The following is a 15,869-nucleotide window of genomic DNA, read 5'->3' on the forward strand; positions in this document are numbered from 1 at the left end:
TTGATGTGCTCAGCCGCGGCGAGAGGGATCGGATCGATGCAGATAGCCGGTGAAGACGTCGCGCGCGCCAACGGCACTGATCTCGGGCAGCATGCTGCCGATTTCGCCGCGGTGGTAGCCGTCATGGGTGATGATATGCGCCAGCATTTCGGCGCGGGTCATGCGGCCTCGGCCGCCATCGGTAAATGTGAACTCGATGCTTTCGCCCAGCATGTCATCGTCCAGGGTCGCGGCGAAGTCGACGTACCAGCTGTCTATCTCGCGAAGGTCGGCTGAGAGTTGTGGCAGGGGTGGAACGTCATCGCTCCAGCTTGTCGAATAGGTGTGGGCGCGTTTTTGCAGGTTGGCGGCAAAGATGCGGTCGACCATGTAGACGTGGTTGAGGGTACGGAGAGCGGCCTGAAGTTCCGGCGTCTGAGCGAGGCCGGCGAGAGCGTCGAGGAGCTCGGCGTCGGCACTGGCTTTATACTGCAGCAGCGAAGTGAGAAGAGCTTGCGTCATTGGGTCCTCGTTGGCGTTTGAAATTATCGATGGTATGAAGCCTTTTAGCGAATGACTGTCGGTCAGTCAATATCTGAAAATGGCTCGAGACTATCATGGTCGTCGGGCCTGGATCCTTCGAGGCATCGCGAGGGCTCCGCCTACGAAATGCACCTCAGGTTTGGCTATTGCCACAAGGCCCAATCGCCAAACTGCAGACAACAAAAAACCCGGGACGAGCCCGGGTTTTTGCATTCCAGACGGGACGAGCCTTATGCGGCTTCGTCCTGCTCGTCTTCCTCGGTCAGCTTGCCGGCGCGACGCGGGCTCTTGGCGAGGTTGGTCTCGACGAGGCGAACGGCTTCGGTCTCGGACATCTTGTTGACAGCGGCGATTTCTCGCGCCATGCGGTCCAGGGCCTGTTCATAGAGCTGGCGCTCCGAATAGGACTGTTCCGGCTGATTGTCGGCACGGTAGAGATCGCGCACGACTTCGGCGATCGAAATCAGGTCGCCGGAATTGATCTTCGCGTCATATTCCTGCGCACGGCGCGACCACATGGTGCGCTTGATGCGGGCCTTGCCCTGAACGACCTTGAGGGCACGATCGACGAAATCCGTCTCCGAAAGCTTGCGCATGCCGATGCTCACGGCCTTGGCGACCGGAACCTTCAGACGCATTTTGTCCTTTTCGAAATCGATAACAAAAAGCTCAAGCTTCATGCCGGCGACTTCCTGTTCCTCGATGGTCACGATCTGACCCACGCCATGGGCGGGATAGACGATCGATTCACCGGTCTTGAAGCCCTGGCGGGTGGAAGAGGGTTTCTTGATCTGGGTTGTCATGCTTGTCACAAACTCCCTAATATGCTTCCGGCGAACCGGGTACGGCCTCGCATGGCCGGGGATAGGCGGATAGTGCCTGGCTGCCTCTGACTGGGCCCGCATGCAAATCGCAGACAAAACCGTTCACGCGGTACATATGAAAACAGGCAACCGTGGAGGCGCATATTTCAAAGAAACCGCATTTAGGGATCGGTGCTTTCGTGATGTGTGGGCAAATTGTGCCCCTCGGGATCAGTGGGGCGTTATATAACACAAAAATCCGTGGAAATCAATAATTTGCTTTGACTGCGGCAAAGCGATGCGCCAGCCGCTGCAAATCACCTGTGCAGCTTGCGCCCGGAAGCCCCGCTCGCCTACGCATCGCCCGCAATGTGCCGACGGCCTGTCCCGTTCGCGCCGCCGCAGAAAAGACAGCCTCCGTCTGGAGGCGCCATCCGTCACACTGGCCTGTCTCAGTCGCCCTGTCCAGGCTCCGACGAGAAATATTTCTCGAACTTGCCTTCGATGCCGTCCATCTCCTTGGCCTCCGGCAAAGGGTCGCGCTTCTGCGTGATGTTGGGCCAGATCGACGCGTATTCCGCGTTCAATTTCAGCCACTTGTCGAGGCCTGACTCCGTGTCGGGCTTGATCGCTTCGGCTGGGCATTCCGGTTCGCAGACGCCGCAATCAATGCATTCGTCCGGATGGATCGCGAGGAAATTTTCGCCCTCGTAAAAACAGTCGACCGGGCAGACTTCGACGCAGTCGGTATATTTGCACTTGATGCAGTTGTCGGTCACGACATAGGTCATGTGACACTCCAGATGATATTCCATTTCGGGGGATCCGGGCGATCCCCATTTTCGTCGTCAACTACCGAGTTTGACCAGCCTTTGCAAGGACTGGACGGCCAAAAGCAGCCCTGCATTTATTGCAATTCTGCCCTGCTTTCTTGCCCGGTTGGTAAAATTTTCCAGGAAAGCCGCCATGGCGCTCATGGCTCCCGGCGGAAGAGGAAATTTCGTCAGTCCTCGCCGAAGTCGAGCCGACCCTTGAGGCGGTCGATCTCGCGCCGCTCTTTCTTCTCCGGACGTCCGGCGCCGGGATTGCGCGTCGCCTGCTCGAAACGGCTCAGCTTCTCACGCGGCGGCGAGATGTCTTCATAGAGCAGTCTTGCTTCTTCGTAAGGCCTGCGGCTTTCGCCGGGCGCCTTGACGATGACCACGACGTCGCGCTCGGCAGTCATGACGCCCAGTCGGTCGCCGACCCTGACGTCGGCACTTGGGCGCTTGACCTTTTCATTATTGACCGTGACATGACCCGCCTCGACCCAGGTCTGCGCCAGCGTCCGCGATTTGGCGATGCGGGCGAAGAACAGCCATTTGTCGATGCGCTGTCGGTCGGCGGCCATGGACTATTTCTTCATCTGCTCCTTCAGGATCGCGAGCTTGGCGAAGGGAGAGTCCGGATCGATCGGCTTGTCCTTGCGGGCCGGCTTGGCTTCGAAGCGCTGCGGCTGTGCGGAGGGACGGTTACCCTTGTCGGGGCGCGGACCACGATGCTGCTCGCCTTCCGGGCGCTGGCGATTTTCGCGCGGCGGCCGATTGTCGGCTCGCTGTTCGCCATGACCGTCGGCCGGCCGACCCTCGCGACGCTGCTCACCACGCTCGCCCCGGTCCTGGCGTTCGCCGCGCTCGCGCTGCGGTCCGCGATGTTCGCCCTGACGCTGCTCGCCTTGGCGATGTTCACCCTGACGGGGTTCACCCTGGCGCTGCTCGCCGCCAGGACGGCCCTGGCGATCGTTGCGGCGGCCGCCTTCGCGGCTGTTCTGGTTGCCGGCTTCGCGACGCTGTCCGTTGCGGTTCTGGTTTTGGTTCGGATTTTCCTGGCGTCCGCCACCCGGCCGCCAGAGGAGCACGCGCTTTTCCTCGACCGGTGCAGCTTCGGCACTTTCCAATGCCGCGCTCTCAACAGTCGATGCCTCGGCCTCTGCAACTGGTTCGGCTGCAGCGGCTTCGGTCGTCTCCTCGGTCTTCACCTCTGCAGAGGCTTCTTCGGTCTCCTCGGTTTCGGCCGGCGCATTGTCGGCAGCGGCCTCTTCCGGCTTGTCTTCATCGATGGATACAGCGCCTTCCTCGGCAGTTGCCGCAACCGCGGTCGCAGTCGACTCGGCGGCCGCCGGCTGCGCCGGCGCGGTGGAAGCGAGATGGGCGGCGGCTTCTTCGGCGGTCACGCTGTCGGCGCGGTAACCGAGGCCCTTTAGAATCTCTTCCATGTCGTCAGCGGTGGCGCCGAGAATGGAGAGCATGGCCGGCGTGGCGACGAAGCGGCGACCGTCATAGGCGCCTTCGGGACGATTCTGTGCACCGGGCTTCCATTGCAGCAGCGGACGGATGAGGTCGGCCAGGCGTTCGAGGATATCGATGCGGACGGCGCGCTTGCCCAGGAACCGGAAGCCGGCGAGACGGTAGAAATTGCGCTCGAAGGACTGATCGGTGACGATCGACGTGCGGCCGGCGGCCAGCGCCGGGATCAGGTCGCCATAACCAGGCTTGCTGAGCGCGTCGTTCCTGAGCGACCAGAGAAGCGTGATCAGTTCGGCCGGAGCGGGCTTCAAAAGCGCCGGCATGAAGACGTGATAGGCGCCGAAGCGGATACCATATTTGCGCAGCGAGGCACGGCCTTCCTGATCCAGCGCCTTGACGTCGTCGGTGACGTCGCGGCGGAACAGGACGCCGAGATTTTCGGCGATCTGGTAGGCCAGGCCCTTGGCGATGCCCTGCAGGTCTTCGGCACGCGTCAGGTCGTCGAGCGGCTTCAGCACAGTGGCGATGTGGTGATTGACGAAGCGCTCGATGCGGGCCTGGACATGCTCGCGGGCGTGGCCGGAAAGCAATTCGTCCGCCAGAAGCACGATGCGCGGCCGCATGATGTGGTCGGACGCCGTCAGCCTTGCCACGGGTTCGCCGAGCCAGCGCACCAGGCCGTCATTGGCGAGCGCCAGATCGTTGTTGCCGGCAGCATGCAGGCGCGCGGCGCGTGCCTCGTATTCCAGGGCAAGGGCCTTGCTGGCAGCGCTTTCGACTGCCTTCAAATCCTGGCCGTCGGTTGCACTCGCCAGAGTGAACCGGAAGCCGGATAACTGACCCACATGATGCCCTTCGACAAAGACATCGCCATTCACACTGATTTCAGCTTCCAGCATAGCATTCTCTCTTAGGCGCCTCATGAGCACAGATGTCCTGCGATCAACGAAGCGTTTGGTCAACCGTTCATGCAGCGCGTCCGAGAGGCGGTCCTCGATATCGCGCGTTTTTTCCTGCCAGTGTGCCGGGTCTGCAAGCCAACCCGGCCGGTTGGACACATAAGTCCAAGTCCTGATTTGTGCAATACGCGCCGACAGCGTATCCATCTCGCCATCCGTGCGATCGGCGCGGCGCACCTGCTCGGCAACAAAATCCTCATTGACGGCACCATGCCGGACGATGTCCTTGTAAATGGCGGCGACGAGATCGGAATGCTGCAGCGAGGTGATCCGCCGGTAATCGGGGAGTGCGCAAATCTCCCAGAGCTTTTCCACCCTTTCGCGCGTCGTGGCAAGCTCCAAAATGTCCGGATAGCGCTCCAAATGTTCGAGCGCCTGCAGATCGTCGGACGGTAGCGCCTTGGTCAGGCCCTGTACGCGCGGCGGCATTTCAAGGCTCGCCTTGAGGGCAACGATCGAAGAATAGTCGAGCACCTTGGAACGCCATTGCATCACACGCACCGGGTCGAATTCATGACTTTCGATGCGCCGCACCATTTCATCGTCGAAGGGCGGGGTCTGGCCGGTGACACCGAATGTGCCGTCCTTGATATAGCGGCCGGCACGGCCGGCGACCTGGCCGAGTTCGCCTGGATTGAGGTTGCGGTATTGGAAACCGTCGAATTTGCGGTCCTGGGCGAAGGCGACGTGATCGACGTCGAGGTTCAGCCCCATGCCGATCGCGTCGGTGGCGACGAGATATTCGACATCGCCTTCCTGATAGAGCGCCACCTGGGCATTGCGGGTGCGGGGGCTCAGCGCGCCGAGAACGACGGCCGCACCGCCACGCTGGCGCTTGACCAGTTCGGCAATGGCATAGACCTCGTCGGCCGAGAAGGCGACGATGGCCGAGCGATGCGGCAGGCGGGTGATCTTCTTCTGGCCGGCATAGAAGAGCTGCGACAGCCTGGGACGCTCGACCACCGTGATGCCGGGCAGGATCTGGGTAAGGATCGGCTTCATCGTCGCTGCACCAAGCAGCAGCGTTTCCTCGCGGCCGCGCAGGTTCAGGATGCGGTCGGTGAAAACATGGCCGCGCTCGAGATCGGCAGCAATTTGCACCTCGTCGATGGCGACGAAGGCGGCGCGAGTCTGGTCCGGCATGGCCTCGACGGTGCAGACGGAAAAGCGGGCTGTGGGCGGGGCGATCTTCTCCTCGCCGGTGATCAGCGCCACATTGGCGACACCCACCTTGTCGGCGACGCGGGTATAGACCTCGCGCGCGAGGAGCCTGAGCGGCAGGCCGATGATGCCGGAGGAATGCGCCACCATGCGTTCGATCGCGTAGTGCGTCTTGCCGGTATTGGTGGGCCCGAGCACCGCGGTGACGCCGCGGCCGCTCAATATCAGGGGATCGGAATTCAAATCAGTCCAGTCCAGGCTTCATTTCGGCCGGCGCGAAGCCGGGGTGGCATTCCTTGCATCTCCTTTGTTGCAATTGCAAGACAGGATCTCGGCAAGGTCGAAAACGCACAAAAGGTCAGCCGCATAAATAGGGAGGAATTGAGGAAATGACAAATCCGCAAGGTTCGGAACAGGTTAAGAACGAATCAGCGACGAATCGATGACTCGCTCGTGTTCTTTTTATGTTCTACACAACATGTAGTAGGTAATACGAGATTCACGGCGACATCCTGAATCGATTCAAATTGCAGCGCTTATCCGGCAAACAACGTCATCGAAGTCGCAAAATGTGCGTCAAATACGCCTATAGGATATGGTTAATGATTTGATACCGCTTGATTTCTGTCAATCGAGAACGAAAGGTGTGAGACGCGAACCAATTTCGAACGAATCGCAGACGAATCAAGGCGGTAGCCAGGTTTCCCGATTTGTTCGACACAAAATATAGTGGTTTTGGAACGCATTAACCATGCTCGTAGGCCATGCGTGAAAAATACAAGAAAAAAGAACGGCGAATAGCTGTTTCGCGGCTCTGGCGCCTGGTTGCATTGTGGGGAAATCGTACAGGTGCGCTGCGAAAGGCGGTGAATGCGCTGCATGAACCGAGACGGAACGAATCGCTGACGAATCGGTGACCTCCATCGCTTCCCGGTTTGTTCACCGCAATATGTTGTGTAATAACAGGTCGTTAACCCTGTTGCTGGAAGTCACGGCGGTTCATTGTTTTCCGCTTGCCGGCATTTGAGAGTGTCGAAGGAGCAGAAATGATCGACGGACGCGTGTTCATTGCCACCAGTCTTGACGGTTTTATCGCCCGCAGCGACGGCGCGATAGACTGGCTGCCGGGGCTGGATACCGACGGCGGCGACTATGGCTATAGCGCCTTCCTTGAAACCGTCGACGGAATCATCATGGGACGCGGCAGCTTCGAGCAGGTGCGTCGCTTTGATCCCTGGCCGTACCCCAAACCTGTCGTCGTGATGAGCCGGTCGCTGAGACAGCACGACCTGGAGAGTTCCTTTGCGGGCAAGGCGACGATTTCGGCCGAGGCGCCGGAAGCGCTTGCAGCAGAATTGGCGGGCAGAGGCTGGAAAGCGGCTTATGTGGATGGCGGCAAGGTCATCCAGTCCTTCCTTCGCGCCGGACTGATCACGGATATGATCATCACGCGTATCCCGATTTTGATAGGAGATGGGATTCCCCTCTTCGGGCCGGTCGACGAGGACATTCAGCTGCAACATTGCGAGACGACGGCTTATCCGTCGGGTCTGGTGCAGTCACGGTATGCGGTGAGACGACAAGAGTAAGCGCGTCGCATCCGCAACGCGCTTATGGTGGACGGGCCGTCATCGGGTCGAGCCCGAAAACGACACCGTCCAACACTGTGCCTGTATCAGTTCGTGATGGTGCAGCGATCAGACGAAATACTGGCCGCCATTGGCGGTGATCGTCGAGCCGGTAATGAAGCCGGCATCGTCGGAGGCGAGGAAGACGACGCAGCGGGCGATCTCTTCCGGCTCACCCAGCCGGCCGACCGGGATCTGCGGGATGATGCGCTCGTTCAGCACCTTTTCCGGCACGGCCCTGACCATTTCCGTGCCGATATAGCCCGGGCAGATGGCGTTGACGGTAATGCCCTTGGCGGCACCTTCCTGGGCGAGCGACTTGGTAAAACCGAGGTCGCCGGCCTTGGCGGCGGAATAGTTGGCCTGACCCATCTGGCCCTTCTGCCCATTGATCGAGGAGATGTTGACGATGCGGCCGAAGGAGCGGTCGCGCATGCCCGACCAGACCGGATGCGTCATGTTGAACAGGCCGGTGAGATTGGTGTTGATCACCGCATTCCACTGATCCGGCGTCATCTTGTGGAACATGGCGTCGCGGGTGATGCCGGCATTGTTGACGAGAACCTCGACGGGGCCGAGATCGGCTTCGACTCTGGCGATGCCGTCGGCGCAGGCTTCGTAGCTCGACACATCCCATTTATAGGCGGCAATGCCGGTTTCCTTGGTGAAGGCCGCGGCGGCTTCGTCGTTGCCCGCATAGTTGGCGGCGACCTTATAGCCGGCATTCTTCAGTGCGATGGAAATCGCGGCGCCAATACCGCGGGTACCGCCGGTGACGAGGGCTGTTCTGCTCATCTGTTCCTCTCCCCTTTAAGCTGTTATTTAAAAGCAAGACGGCCGGGCATCGCCCGGCCGTCGATCTCATCACATCGCTTCGACGCACATGGCGATGCCCATGCCGCCGCCGATGCAGAGCGTGGCCAGGCCTTTCCTTGCCGAGCGGCGCTTCATTTCGAACAGCAGCGTGTTGAGAACACGGGCGCCGGAAGCGCCGATCGGATGGCCGATTGCAATGGCGCCGCCGTTGACGTTGACGATTTCCGGGTTCCAGCCGAGGTCCTTGTTGACGGCGCAAGCCTGGGCGGCGAAAGCCTCATTGGCTTCGACGAGATCGAGGTCGCCGACCGACCAGCCGGCCTTTTCCAGCGCCCGGCGCGAAGCGGGGATCGGGCCGGTGCCCATGATCTTCGGGTCGACGCCGGCCGTGGCCCAGGAGACGATACGGGCGAGCGGAGTGATGCCGCGCTTGGCAGCTTCGGCTTCGGTCATCAGCAGCGCGGCTGCGGCGCCGTCATTGAGACCCGAGGCGTTGCCGGCGGTCACGGTGCCGTCCTTGTCGAAGGCCGGGCGCAGCTTCTGCATGCCTTCGAGCGTGGCGCCGAGGCGGATATATTCGTCGCTGTCGACGATGGTGTCGCCCTTCCGGCCCTTGATTGTCACCGGTATGATCTCGTCCTTGAAGCGGCCGGCCACCTGAGCGGCTTCGGCTTTGTTCTGCGACGCAAGCGCGAAGGCGTCCTGTTCGTCACGGGTCAACTGCCACTGCCGAGCGACGTTTTCGGCGGTGATGCCCATATGATAGCCGTGGAAGGCGTCAGTCAGGCCATCCTTGATCATCGTGTCGATCATCTTGAAGTCGCCCATCTTCACGCCGGAGCGCAGATGCTGGCAATGCGGCGCCATGGACATCGATTCCATGCCGCCGGCGACGATGATGTTCGCATCACCGCTGACGATCTGCTGCATGCCCAGCGCCACGGCGCGCAGTCCGGAGCCGCAGAGCTGGTTGATGCCGATGGCGGTCTTCTCGACCGGGATGCCGGCCAGGACGGCGGACTGGCGAGCCGGATTCTGGCCTTCACCGGCCTGCAGCACCTGGCCGAGGATGACCTCGTCGACTTCCGCTGCCTCGACATTGGCGCGCTCGAGTACGCCCTTGATGACGGCAATGCCGAGCTCATGCGCCGGCGTATTGGCGAAGCTGCCGTTGAATGAGCCGACCGCGGTGCGGGCCGCGCTGGCGATGACGATGGACGGGCTGCTCATGGTATTTCCTCCGTGTAATTTAGCGTGACAGTGGCAAACGGCCGTAGAGCTGTCAATGACGTGCAATTGCGACGTTGGTTTAACGCTCCGCGGATTTGTTCATTGCTGAACCATATCATGCCGCAGTGCGTTCATTGCGCAACAAAAAATTTTGGCACCTCACGCCGCAATGCACAAAACCGATTGTCTTTGCTTGGGTTTCGCATAGACTGGACAAAACGCCGCAAAGTCCGGGAGGGCGGCGTCGCAATAAAAATAAGTGGGATCAGGAGGAATTCATGGCAAAGAGCGACGGCCAGATCATTATTAAAAAGTATGCCAACCGGCGGCTCTATAATACGGGTACAAGCACTTATGTGACGCTCGACGACCTGGCCCAGATGGTCAAGCGCGGCGAGGATTTTGCCGTGCAGGACGCCAAGAGCGGCGATGACATCACCCATTCCGTGCTCACGCAGATCATCTTCGAGCAGGAATCGAAGAACGGCAATACACTTCTGCCGATCTCCTTCCTGCGGCAGCTGATTTCCTACTACGGCGACCAGATGCAGTCCTTCGTCCCGTCCTATCTCGAACAGTCGATGCATGCCTTCGGCGAACAACAGACGCAAATACGCGAGCATATGGCCAAGACGCTGGGCGACACGCCGCTGGCGAAGAACCTGCAAATCCCGATGCAGCTGATGGAAGAGCAGATCAAGCGCAATACCGAGATTTTCCAGAAGGCCATGGAAGCCTTTACGCCATTCTCGGTTGCCGCCAAGGCGGAGAGCAAGGAGCCTGCGCGGAAGGCGGACGCCAAGGACGTCGAGGACCTGAAAGAGCAGCTCAGGGCGTTGCAGGCGAAGATCGAGAATATGTGAGGGGCTGACCTCACGACATCGCCGGAAGCCGCTTTCGGCGTGGCGTCAAGCTCAGACGCGCTCACGTCGGATCATCGAAGATATGATCATCGCGGTGCTTGGCATCGCGCCATGCAGAGCTTTCATCCACAAGCCGCTTCGCCTGCATCAGCCGCAGGCCAGCATCATGAAAGGCTGAGACAGACTCCAGCTTGGAATAGCCGCGGTGTCGCAGCTTCGCCAAAATCTCATCCTCGGTTTCACCTGCTTCGGGTGAGCGCATTATCTCCGCGCCGAGAAGCATGCTTGTGAGTCTTTCCCTGTGGTGCCCGATCGATCGCAGAATTTCACATCTGGTGTGATGTGAGACTGTCGCCTCATAACCCGATCGAGACATCCCTGCCGGCAGACTTGATCGACACGGTGAAGCCGGCAACCACGTCGACGAGGCTGATCAGCATCAGGATGAAGAAGATCTGTGTCGCCGCACCCTTCACCAGAAGGAATTCGATCAGGAAGACGACGAACAAAACCAGCGAAAACAGGTGATCGAGCAGCGCCACCGAGCTGCGGCGGGTCGCCTTGAAGATTTCCATGAACAGGATGACGAGGCTGATGACGATGAAGAGATCGCCGAGCGACATCGTCCAATCGGCGCCGGACACCATGTGAACGCTGAACACTTCCTTCTGCAGCGAGGCTGTGCCGCCGCCGCCGAACAGGCCGAACATGTCGAGATTGTAGAGAATGAAGGGAATGAGCATCAACGGGATAACGGCCATTGTTCGGATTCCTCGAAAAAGCGTTCTCGGCGAAAGATTGGCGCAGTCTTAATACAGAATCCGTTTGCCGCAACACGGATTCCTCGTCCTATCGAGGCAATAAAAAAGCCGGCATCGCTGCCGGCTTCCAACTCATTGCGCAGGAAAAGCGATCAGGTGCTTTCCTTCGGCGTCAGCACCTGGCGACCGCGATACATGCCGGTCTTCAGGTCGACGTGATGCGGACGGCGAAGCTCGCCGGAATTCTTGTCTTCGACATAGGTCGGAGCCTTCAGACCATCGGCGGAACGGCGCATGCCACGGCGCGACGGGCTGGTCTTTCTTTTCGGAACTGCCATTGTTTTAACTCCAATCTCACCGCGCTTTCGCTGAAGCGCACTATTCTTTCGATACAATTGCGGGCAAGATCATGCCTGTCATTGCTGCAATATTCCAGCGATCAGCCAGACGGGCCGGTACCTGTCAGTGATCATTTCCGGAAAATTTGCCGGGCTTATACATGCCGGAGGCCCGTTTGACCAGTCCCCAGAAAAATTTTTCTTGCGCCGGATGAATCCGTCATTCAGGCTTCATCTTCGGCAACGACCCAGGTTTCCTTCGTAGCATCCGCCGCCCAGGCGAGCCATGCCGGATGTGATTTCATCGCGTCGATATAAGCCAGCGTCTTCGGGTTTTCGGAGAGGACATAGGCTTCAAAACGGTTGATGACCGGCCCGAACATGGCGTCCGCCGCTGAAAATGCACCAAACAGGAAGGGGCCGCCGCTACGGGCGATGCTGCCGTGCCAGATTGTTTCGATCCGGTTGATGTCGGCGCGCATCTCGGGGGTGATCGGCATCGGTTTTTTCGGCCGGCGGAGGTTCATCGGGCAGGCATTGCGGATGCCGCGGAAGCCGGTGGCCATTTCCATTGCGTAGGCGCGGGCCAGTGCGCGGTCCTTGCGGTCCGCAGGCCAGATGGGTTTGTCGGGGAACAGCTCGGCGACATATTCGATGATGGCAAGCGATTCCCAGACCTTGAAACCGTTATCGACGAGCAGCGGCACTCGGCCGGTTTCCGATACCGCCTTGATCGCGGGATTGTCGTTGGGGAAATCGAAGGGGATGACTTCATCGATGAAATCGATACCGGCGGCCTTCATCGCCAGCCAGGGCCGCATCGACCAGGAGGAATAGTTCTTGTTGCCGACGATCAGCTTGAGTTCGCCCATGTTCCGCTCCGTTGGTTATGGCGGGAGTGTAGCGGGGCGATGACGCGCTCACAAATGAAGAGAATTGGCCTCAGTCATAAAGGCATTTGATGTAAGGGCCGGAACCCCTGGCGCGGCGCTCGATCAGCGTCGCCAGCCGTTTCATGCCCTTGGCCGGTTTGGAGGCATTGCGCATGATCGGATTGGGCAGCGAAACGGCGAGCAGGGCGGCCTGCTTGCGGGTCAGTTTCGAGGCCGGGACCTTGAAGTGATATTGCGCCGCCGCCTCGATGCCGTAGATGCCGGGACCCCATTCGGCGATGTTGAGGTAGATTTCCATGATCCGCTTTTTTGACAGGATGAGATTGGCACTCAGCGCCAGCGGCAATTCCAGTCCCTTGCGAATGAAGGAGCGGCTGTTCCAGAGAAACAGGTTCTTGACCGTCTGCATCGGAATGGTCGAGGCCCCTCGGGTGGCTTCGCCCTCGAGCGCGTCCTCGACGACGCCATTCATCTGCACCCAGTCGACGCCGCTGTGATTGCAGAACTGGCCATCCTCCGACATCATCACCGATTGCACGAGATTCGGAGAAATATCCTCGAAATCCACCCAGCGCCGGTCATAGCCCTGCAGCGTTGCGAGATCGGCGAACATCAGCGTCGAAACAGGATGGATGAATTCCAGCTTGTAGACGAGCATCAGCACGAAAGGCAGCAGCAGAATGCCAGTGATGAACTTGAGCAAGAGTTTCAGCCGGCGGCGCATCGGCGTCTCAATGCGAGTTGCAATATTCGCCGGGACGGCGTCTGCCGGCAACGGTTGCTGGACCAACTGTGCGTCGGGCGTGATGTCCAAATTGCAAAGCTCCGGCTATCCTCGCTCCTGAGAGCCTGTCGCGAGGGAATTTCATAAACTGCCGGAAGTTCCATTGCCAGTGGTTTGACCAAAGTTTGTTAAATCGGCTGTTTTGACGTGTTGCAACTGCGAAATCGGCGTGCCAAAGAGCGGGCATGCAGGACGCGGAATTTTTCGAGAGACTGAAGGCGCATGCGGCAGCCGTCGAGGCGCTGCTGGCTGATCTTTTGTCTGCGATCCAGCGGGATGGCGAGATCGTCCGGCCGGAGCGGCTGTTCGCCGCCATGCGTCATGGCGTGCTCAACGGCGGCAAGCGCATGCGGCCGGCATTGGTGATCGAAAGCGCTGCGCTGTTCGGTGGCGACAAGGCTGTGGCGCTGCGTGTCGCGGCGGCGCTCGAATGCATTCACTGCTATTCGCTGATCCATGACGACCTGCCGGCGATGGACGATGACGATTTCCGTCGCGGCAAGCCGACCGTGCACAAGGCCTTCGACGAGGCGGCGGCGATCCTCGCCGGCGACAGCCTGCTGACCTACGCCTTCGATATTCTGACCGCGCCGGAAACGGATCTGCCGGCAAAGCGTAAGCTGGAGCTGACGCTTCTTCTCGCACGCGCCGCCGGGCCAGGCGGCATGGCCGGCGGACAGGCGCTTGATCTCGAAGCAGAAAAAGGTGGGCTAGGCGAGGCCGAAACGACGGTCATGCAATCGATGAAGACCGGTGCCCTCATCCGTTTTGCCGCTGAATCGGGTGCCATCATCGCCGGTGCCGATTCGGAAGAGCGCGGCCGTATGGTGCGTTTTGGCGAGATCGTCGGCCTGGCCTTCCAGCTGCGCGACGACCTGCTCGATCTCACGGCCGACAGCGCCACGCTCGGCAAAGCGGCCGGCAAGGATGCAGCGCGTGGCAAGGCGACATTGCCGTCGATCCGCGGCCTGGACTGGGCAAGGGGCCGGCTTGCGGACCTTGTTGCGGAGGCGCAGAGCGTGCTTTCGCCCTGGGGCGAGCAGGCAGATATGCTGATTACGTTCGCAAGCTATGTCGCCACCCGGGAAAAATAAATGAGCAAATTCTGGTCGCCGATCGTCTCCTCGCTGAAGCCCTATGTCGCTGGCGAGCAGCCGCGCATCCAGAATCTCGTCAAGCTCAATACCAACGAGAATCCTTACGGCCCGTCGCCGAAAGCAATTGCGGCAATCGCTGCGGAGGCCGGCGACCGGCTGCGGCTCTATCCCGATCCAGCCTCGACCCGGCTCAGGCAGGCGATTGCCGATCTGCACCACGTTGCGCTGGATGAGGTCTTTGTCGGCAATGGCTCGGACGAAGTGCTCGCTCACACCTTCCAGGCGCTCCTGAAGCACGAACGGCCACTTTATTATCCGGATATCACCTACAGCTTCTATCCGGTCTATTGCCTGCTCTACGGTATCGAAGCGCGGCCAATCCCGCTCGGCGAGGATTTCCGCATTCGCCTGGAAGACTACGATGAGGATTGCGGCGCGATCATTCTCGCCAATCCGAACGCGCCGACCGGCATTGCCTTGACGCTGAGCGAAGTGGAAACGCTTGTTGCAGCGCATCCTGACGTGCCTGCGGTGATCGACGAGGCCTATATCGATTTCGGCGGCGAAAGCGCTGTGCCGCTGACGCGCCGATACGACAATCTGCTGGTCGTCCACACGCTGTCGAAATCGCGTTCCCTTGCCGGCATGCGCGTCGGCTTCGCCATCGGGCAACGGCCGCTGATCGAGGCCCTGGAGCGGGTCAAGGACAGTTTCAATTCCTATCCGATCGACCGGCTTGCCGAAGCGGGTGCTACGGCTGCGATCGAGGATGTCACGTGGTTCGACGAGACACGCCGCAAGGTGATGGAGTCGCGCGATCGGGTGACTGGCGCGCTCAGGCAGCGCGGCTTCGACGTGCTGCCTTCAGCGGCAAATTTCGTCTTCGCACGGCACCCGGGACATGAAGGAGCAAAGCTGGCGGCGGCGCTGAGGGAGAAATCCGTGCTGGTCCGGCATTTCGCCAAGCCGCGGATTTCGGATTTCCTAAGGATTTCGATCGGCACGGCGGAGGAATGCGACCGGCTGATCGAGGCGATCGACGAGATCGTCTGATCAGGCATCCCATGGTGAGATCGCGTCGATCTGCGCCGCGCGAAAATCTTTGAGATTGCGGGTTGCCAAACGACCACCGTTAACAAGAACGATTGCAGCGATCATGCCGTCCTGCACAAGATAGGCCGGCGCCTCTTCTCGAAGCAGCCCCCATGATGTTGCCGTAGGCCAGGGCCGCGTCTTCAGTGAAACCGAATATCCGATTGGCGAACCGTTGCCGCCAGCCAGTCAATCCCTGCTCGAGTCTCCGAGCTCGCTGATCGGGGTGAATTTTCTCGATTCCATAGGAGATTTCGGCGATCACGATTGTCGACAAAGCAAGCTGCGCATCATTGTGTATAAGCCAAGTAACCACCTTAGGGTCTGGGGCTTTCTTCAAAGTTTCGGAAACTACATTAGTATCAAGGAAGATCAAAGATCTATCCCTTTATGAGGTTTTCGACTCTCGGCGATCAGTGCGTCCAGATCGACATCGCTGCCGCTATCCCTGGTCAACCTCGCATAAAACAACGAGGCCGGTTCCCTTTCCGATTCGAGGCTTTCGTAGGCTTCAAGCGCTCTTTCGACAATCTCGGCAACAGAGCGGTTCTCCTGCCGAGCAAGTCGCTCTGCAATATCAATGGCTCGGGCGCTGTTAATGGAAAGCTGGTGTTGGGTCATTCCATCTCTCCTCCAG

At 59.8% G+C, this 15,869-nt stretch carries 17 protein-coding genes and 1 pseudogene; 4 read left to right on the top strand and 14 right to left on the bottom strand.

Annotated features, from left to right (window positions below):
- Positions 1–9 precede the first annotated feature (9 nt).
- The 5 genes from AC1DYF_RS02205 to AC1DYF_RS02225 form a co-directional block, all read right to left on the bottom strand.
- Complete coding sequence (locus tag AC1DYF_RS02205) at positions 10–501, bottom strand: DinB family protein (RefSeq protein WP_477874789.1); 492 nt, start codon at positions 499–501, stop codon at positions 10–12.
- A gap of 251 nt (positions 502–752) precedes the next feature.
- The gene (locus tag AC1DYF_RS02210; protein ID WP_477874791.1) at positions 753–1,325 is read right to left on the bottom strand and encodes a CarD family transcriptional regulator; all 573 of its coding nucleotides are present in this window, start codon (positions 1,323–1,325) and stop codon (positions 753–755) included.
- A 452-nt stretch (positions 1,326–1,777) separates the two neighbouring features.
- Complete coding sequence (gene fdxA / locus AC1DYF_RS02215; protein ID WP_477874793.1) at positions 1,778–2,116, bottom strand: ferredoxin FdxA; 339 nt, start codon at positions 2,114–2,116, stop codon at positions 1,778–1,780.
- Between the two features lie 212 nt (positions 2,117–2,328).
- On the bottom strand, positions 2,329–2,715 hold the full coding sequence (locus AC1DYF_RS02220) for an RNA-binding S4 domain-containing protein (RefSeq protein WP_477874795.1): 387 nt from the start codon (positions 2,713–2,715) through the stop codon (positions 2,329–2,331).
- 3 nt (positions 2,716–2,718) lie between these two features.
- Positions 2,719–5,973 carry a helicase-related protein gene (locus AC1DYF_RS02225; RefSeq protein WP_477874797.1) on the bottom strand — a complete coding sequence of 1,085 codons (3,255 nt, stop codon included), beginning with the start codon at positions 5,971–5,973 and terminating at the stop codon, positions 2,719–2,721.
- 803 nt (positions 5,974–6,776) lie between these two features.
- Here AC1DYF_RS02225 and AC1DYF_RS02230 point away from each other — a divergent pair.
- Positions 6,777–7,319, top strand: a complete 543-nt coding sequence (locus AC1DYF_RS02230) for a dihydrofolate reductase family protein (protein WP_477874799.1) — start codon at positions 6,777–6,779, stop codon at positions 7,317–7,319.
- A 108-nt stretch (positions 7,320–7,427) separates the two neighbouring features.
- Here the strand turns inward: AC1DYF_RS02230 and phbB are convergent, their stop codons facing one another.
- Together phbB and AC1DYF_RS02240 are read right to left on the bottom strand one after the other, a co-directional pair.
- Positions 7,428–8,153: an acetoacetyl-CoA reductase gene (gene phbB / locus AC1DYF_RS02235; protein ID WP_477874801.1), complete on the bottom strand. Its 726-nt coding sequence runs from the start codon at positions 8,151–8,153 to the stop codon at positions 7,428–7,430.
- A 69-nt stretch (positions 8,154–8,222) separates the two neighbouring features.
- Positions 8,223–9,404 carry an acetyl-CoA C-acetyltransferase gene (locus AC1DYF_RS02240; RefSeq protein ID WP_477874803.1) on the bottom strand — a complete coding sequence of 394 codons (1,182 nt, stop codon included), beginning with the start codon at positions 9,402–9,404 and terminating at the stop codon, positions 8,223–8,225.
- 278 nt (positions 9,405–9,682) lie between these two features.
- Here AC1DYF_RS02240 and phaR point away from each other — a divergent pair, with 278 nt between their 5' ends.
- Positions 9,683–10,267, top strand: coding sequence for a polyhydroxyalkanoate synthesis repressor PhaR (phaR, locus tag AC1DYF_RS02245; RefSeq protein ID WP_477874805.1), 585 nt, complete (start codon positions 9,683–9,685; stop codon positions 10,265–10,267).
- Positions 10,268–10,328: 61 nt separating this feature from the next.
- On the opposite strand, the gene AC1DYF_RS02250 is transcribed toward phaR, so the two are convergent.
- The 5 genes from AC1DYF_RS02250 to mtgA all read right to left on the bottom strand — a co-directional run bounded on the left by AC1DYF_RS02250 (position 10,329) and on the right by mtgA (position 12,983).
- Positions 10,329–10,550, bottom strand: coding sequence for a hypothetical protein (locus AC1DYF_RS02250; protein WP_477874807.1), 222 nt, complete (start codon positions 10,548–10,550; stop codon positions 10,329–10,331).
- Between the two features lie 73 nt (positions 10,551–10,623).
- Entirely contained in the window at positions 10,624–11,028 is a 405-nt protein-coding gene (locus AC1DYF_RS02255; protein ID WP_477874809.1) for a hypothetical protein, read from the bottom strand.
- 152 nt (positions 11,029–11,180) lie between these two features.
- Positions 11,181–11,366, bottom strand: coding sequence for a 50S ribosomal protein L32 (gene rpmF / locus AC1DYF_RS02260; RefSeq protein ID WP_449112517.1), 186 nt, complete (start codon positions 11,364–11,366; stop codon positions 11,181–11,183).
- Positions 11,367–11,590: 224 nt separating this feature from the next.
- Positions 11,591–12,238: a glutathione S-transferase family protein gene (locus AC1DYF_RS02265; protein ID WP_477874811.1), complete on the bottom strand. Its 648-nt coding sequence runs from the start codon at positions 12,236–12,238 to the stop codon at positions 11,591–11,593.
- A 70-nt stretch (positions 12,239–12,308) separates the two neighbouring features.
- Entirely contained in the window at positions 12,309–12,983 is a 675-nt protein-coding gene (gene mtgA, locus AC1DYF_RS02270) for a monofunctional biosynthetic peptidoglycan transglycosylase (RefSeq protein ID WP_477874813.1), read from the bottom strand.
- Between the two features lie 245 nt (positions 12,984–13,228).
- Here mtgA and AC1DYF_RS02275 point away from each other — a divergent pair, with 245 nt between their 5' ends.
- On the top strand, positions 13,229–14,137 hold the full coding sequence (locus AC1DYF_RS02275; RefSeq protein WP_477874815.1) for a polyprenyl synthetase family protein: 909 nt from the start codon (positions 13,229–13,231) through the stop codon (positions 14,135–14,137).
- The gene (hisC, locus tag AC1DYF_RS02280; protein ID WP_477874817.1) at positions 14,138–15,193 is read left to right on the top strand and encodes a histidinol-phosphate transaminase; all 1,056 of its coding nucleotides are present in this window, start codon (positions 14,138–14,140) and stop codon (positions 15,191–15,193) included.
- On the opposite strand, the pseudogene AC1DYF_RS02285 reads toward hisC, so the two are convergent.
- Positions 15,194–15,608, bottom strand: a pseudogene (locus AC1DYF_RS02285) (PIN domain-containing protein). It lies immediately after the preceding gene.
- The gene (locus AC1DYF_RS02290; protein WP_477874819.1) at positions 15,605–15,853 is read right to left on the bottom strand and encodes a plasmid stabilization protein; all 249 of its coding nucleotides are present in this window, start codon (positions 15,851–15,853) and stop codon (positions 15,605–15,607) included. Before AC1DYF_RS02290 ends, AC1DYF_RS02285 begins: the two are co-directional and overlap by 4 nt.
- Positions 15,854–15,869: the final 16 nt, after the last annotated feature.

The organism is Rhizobium sp. P2_G9 (genome assembly GCF_056403475.1).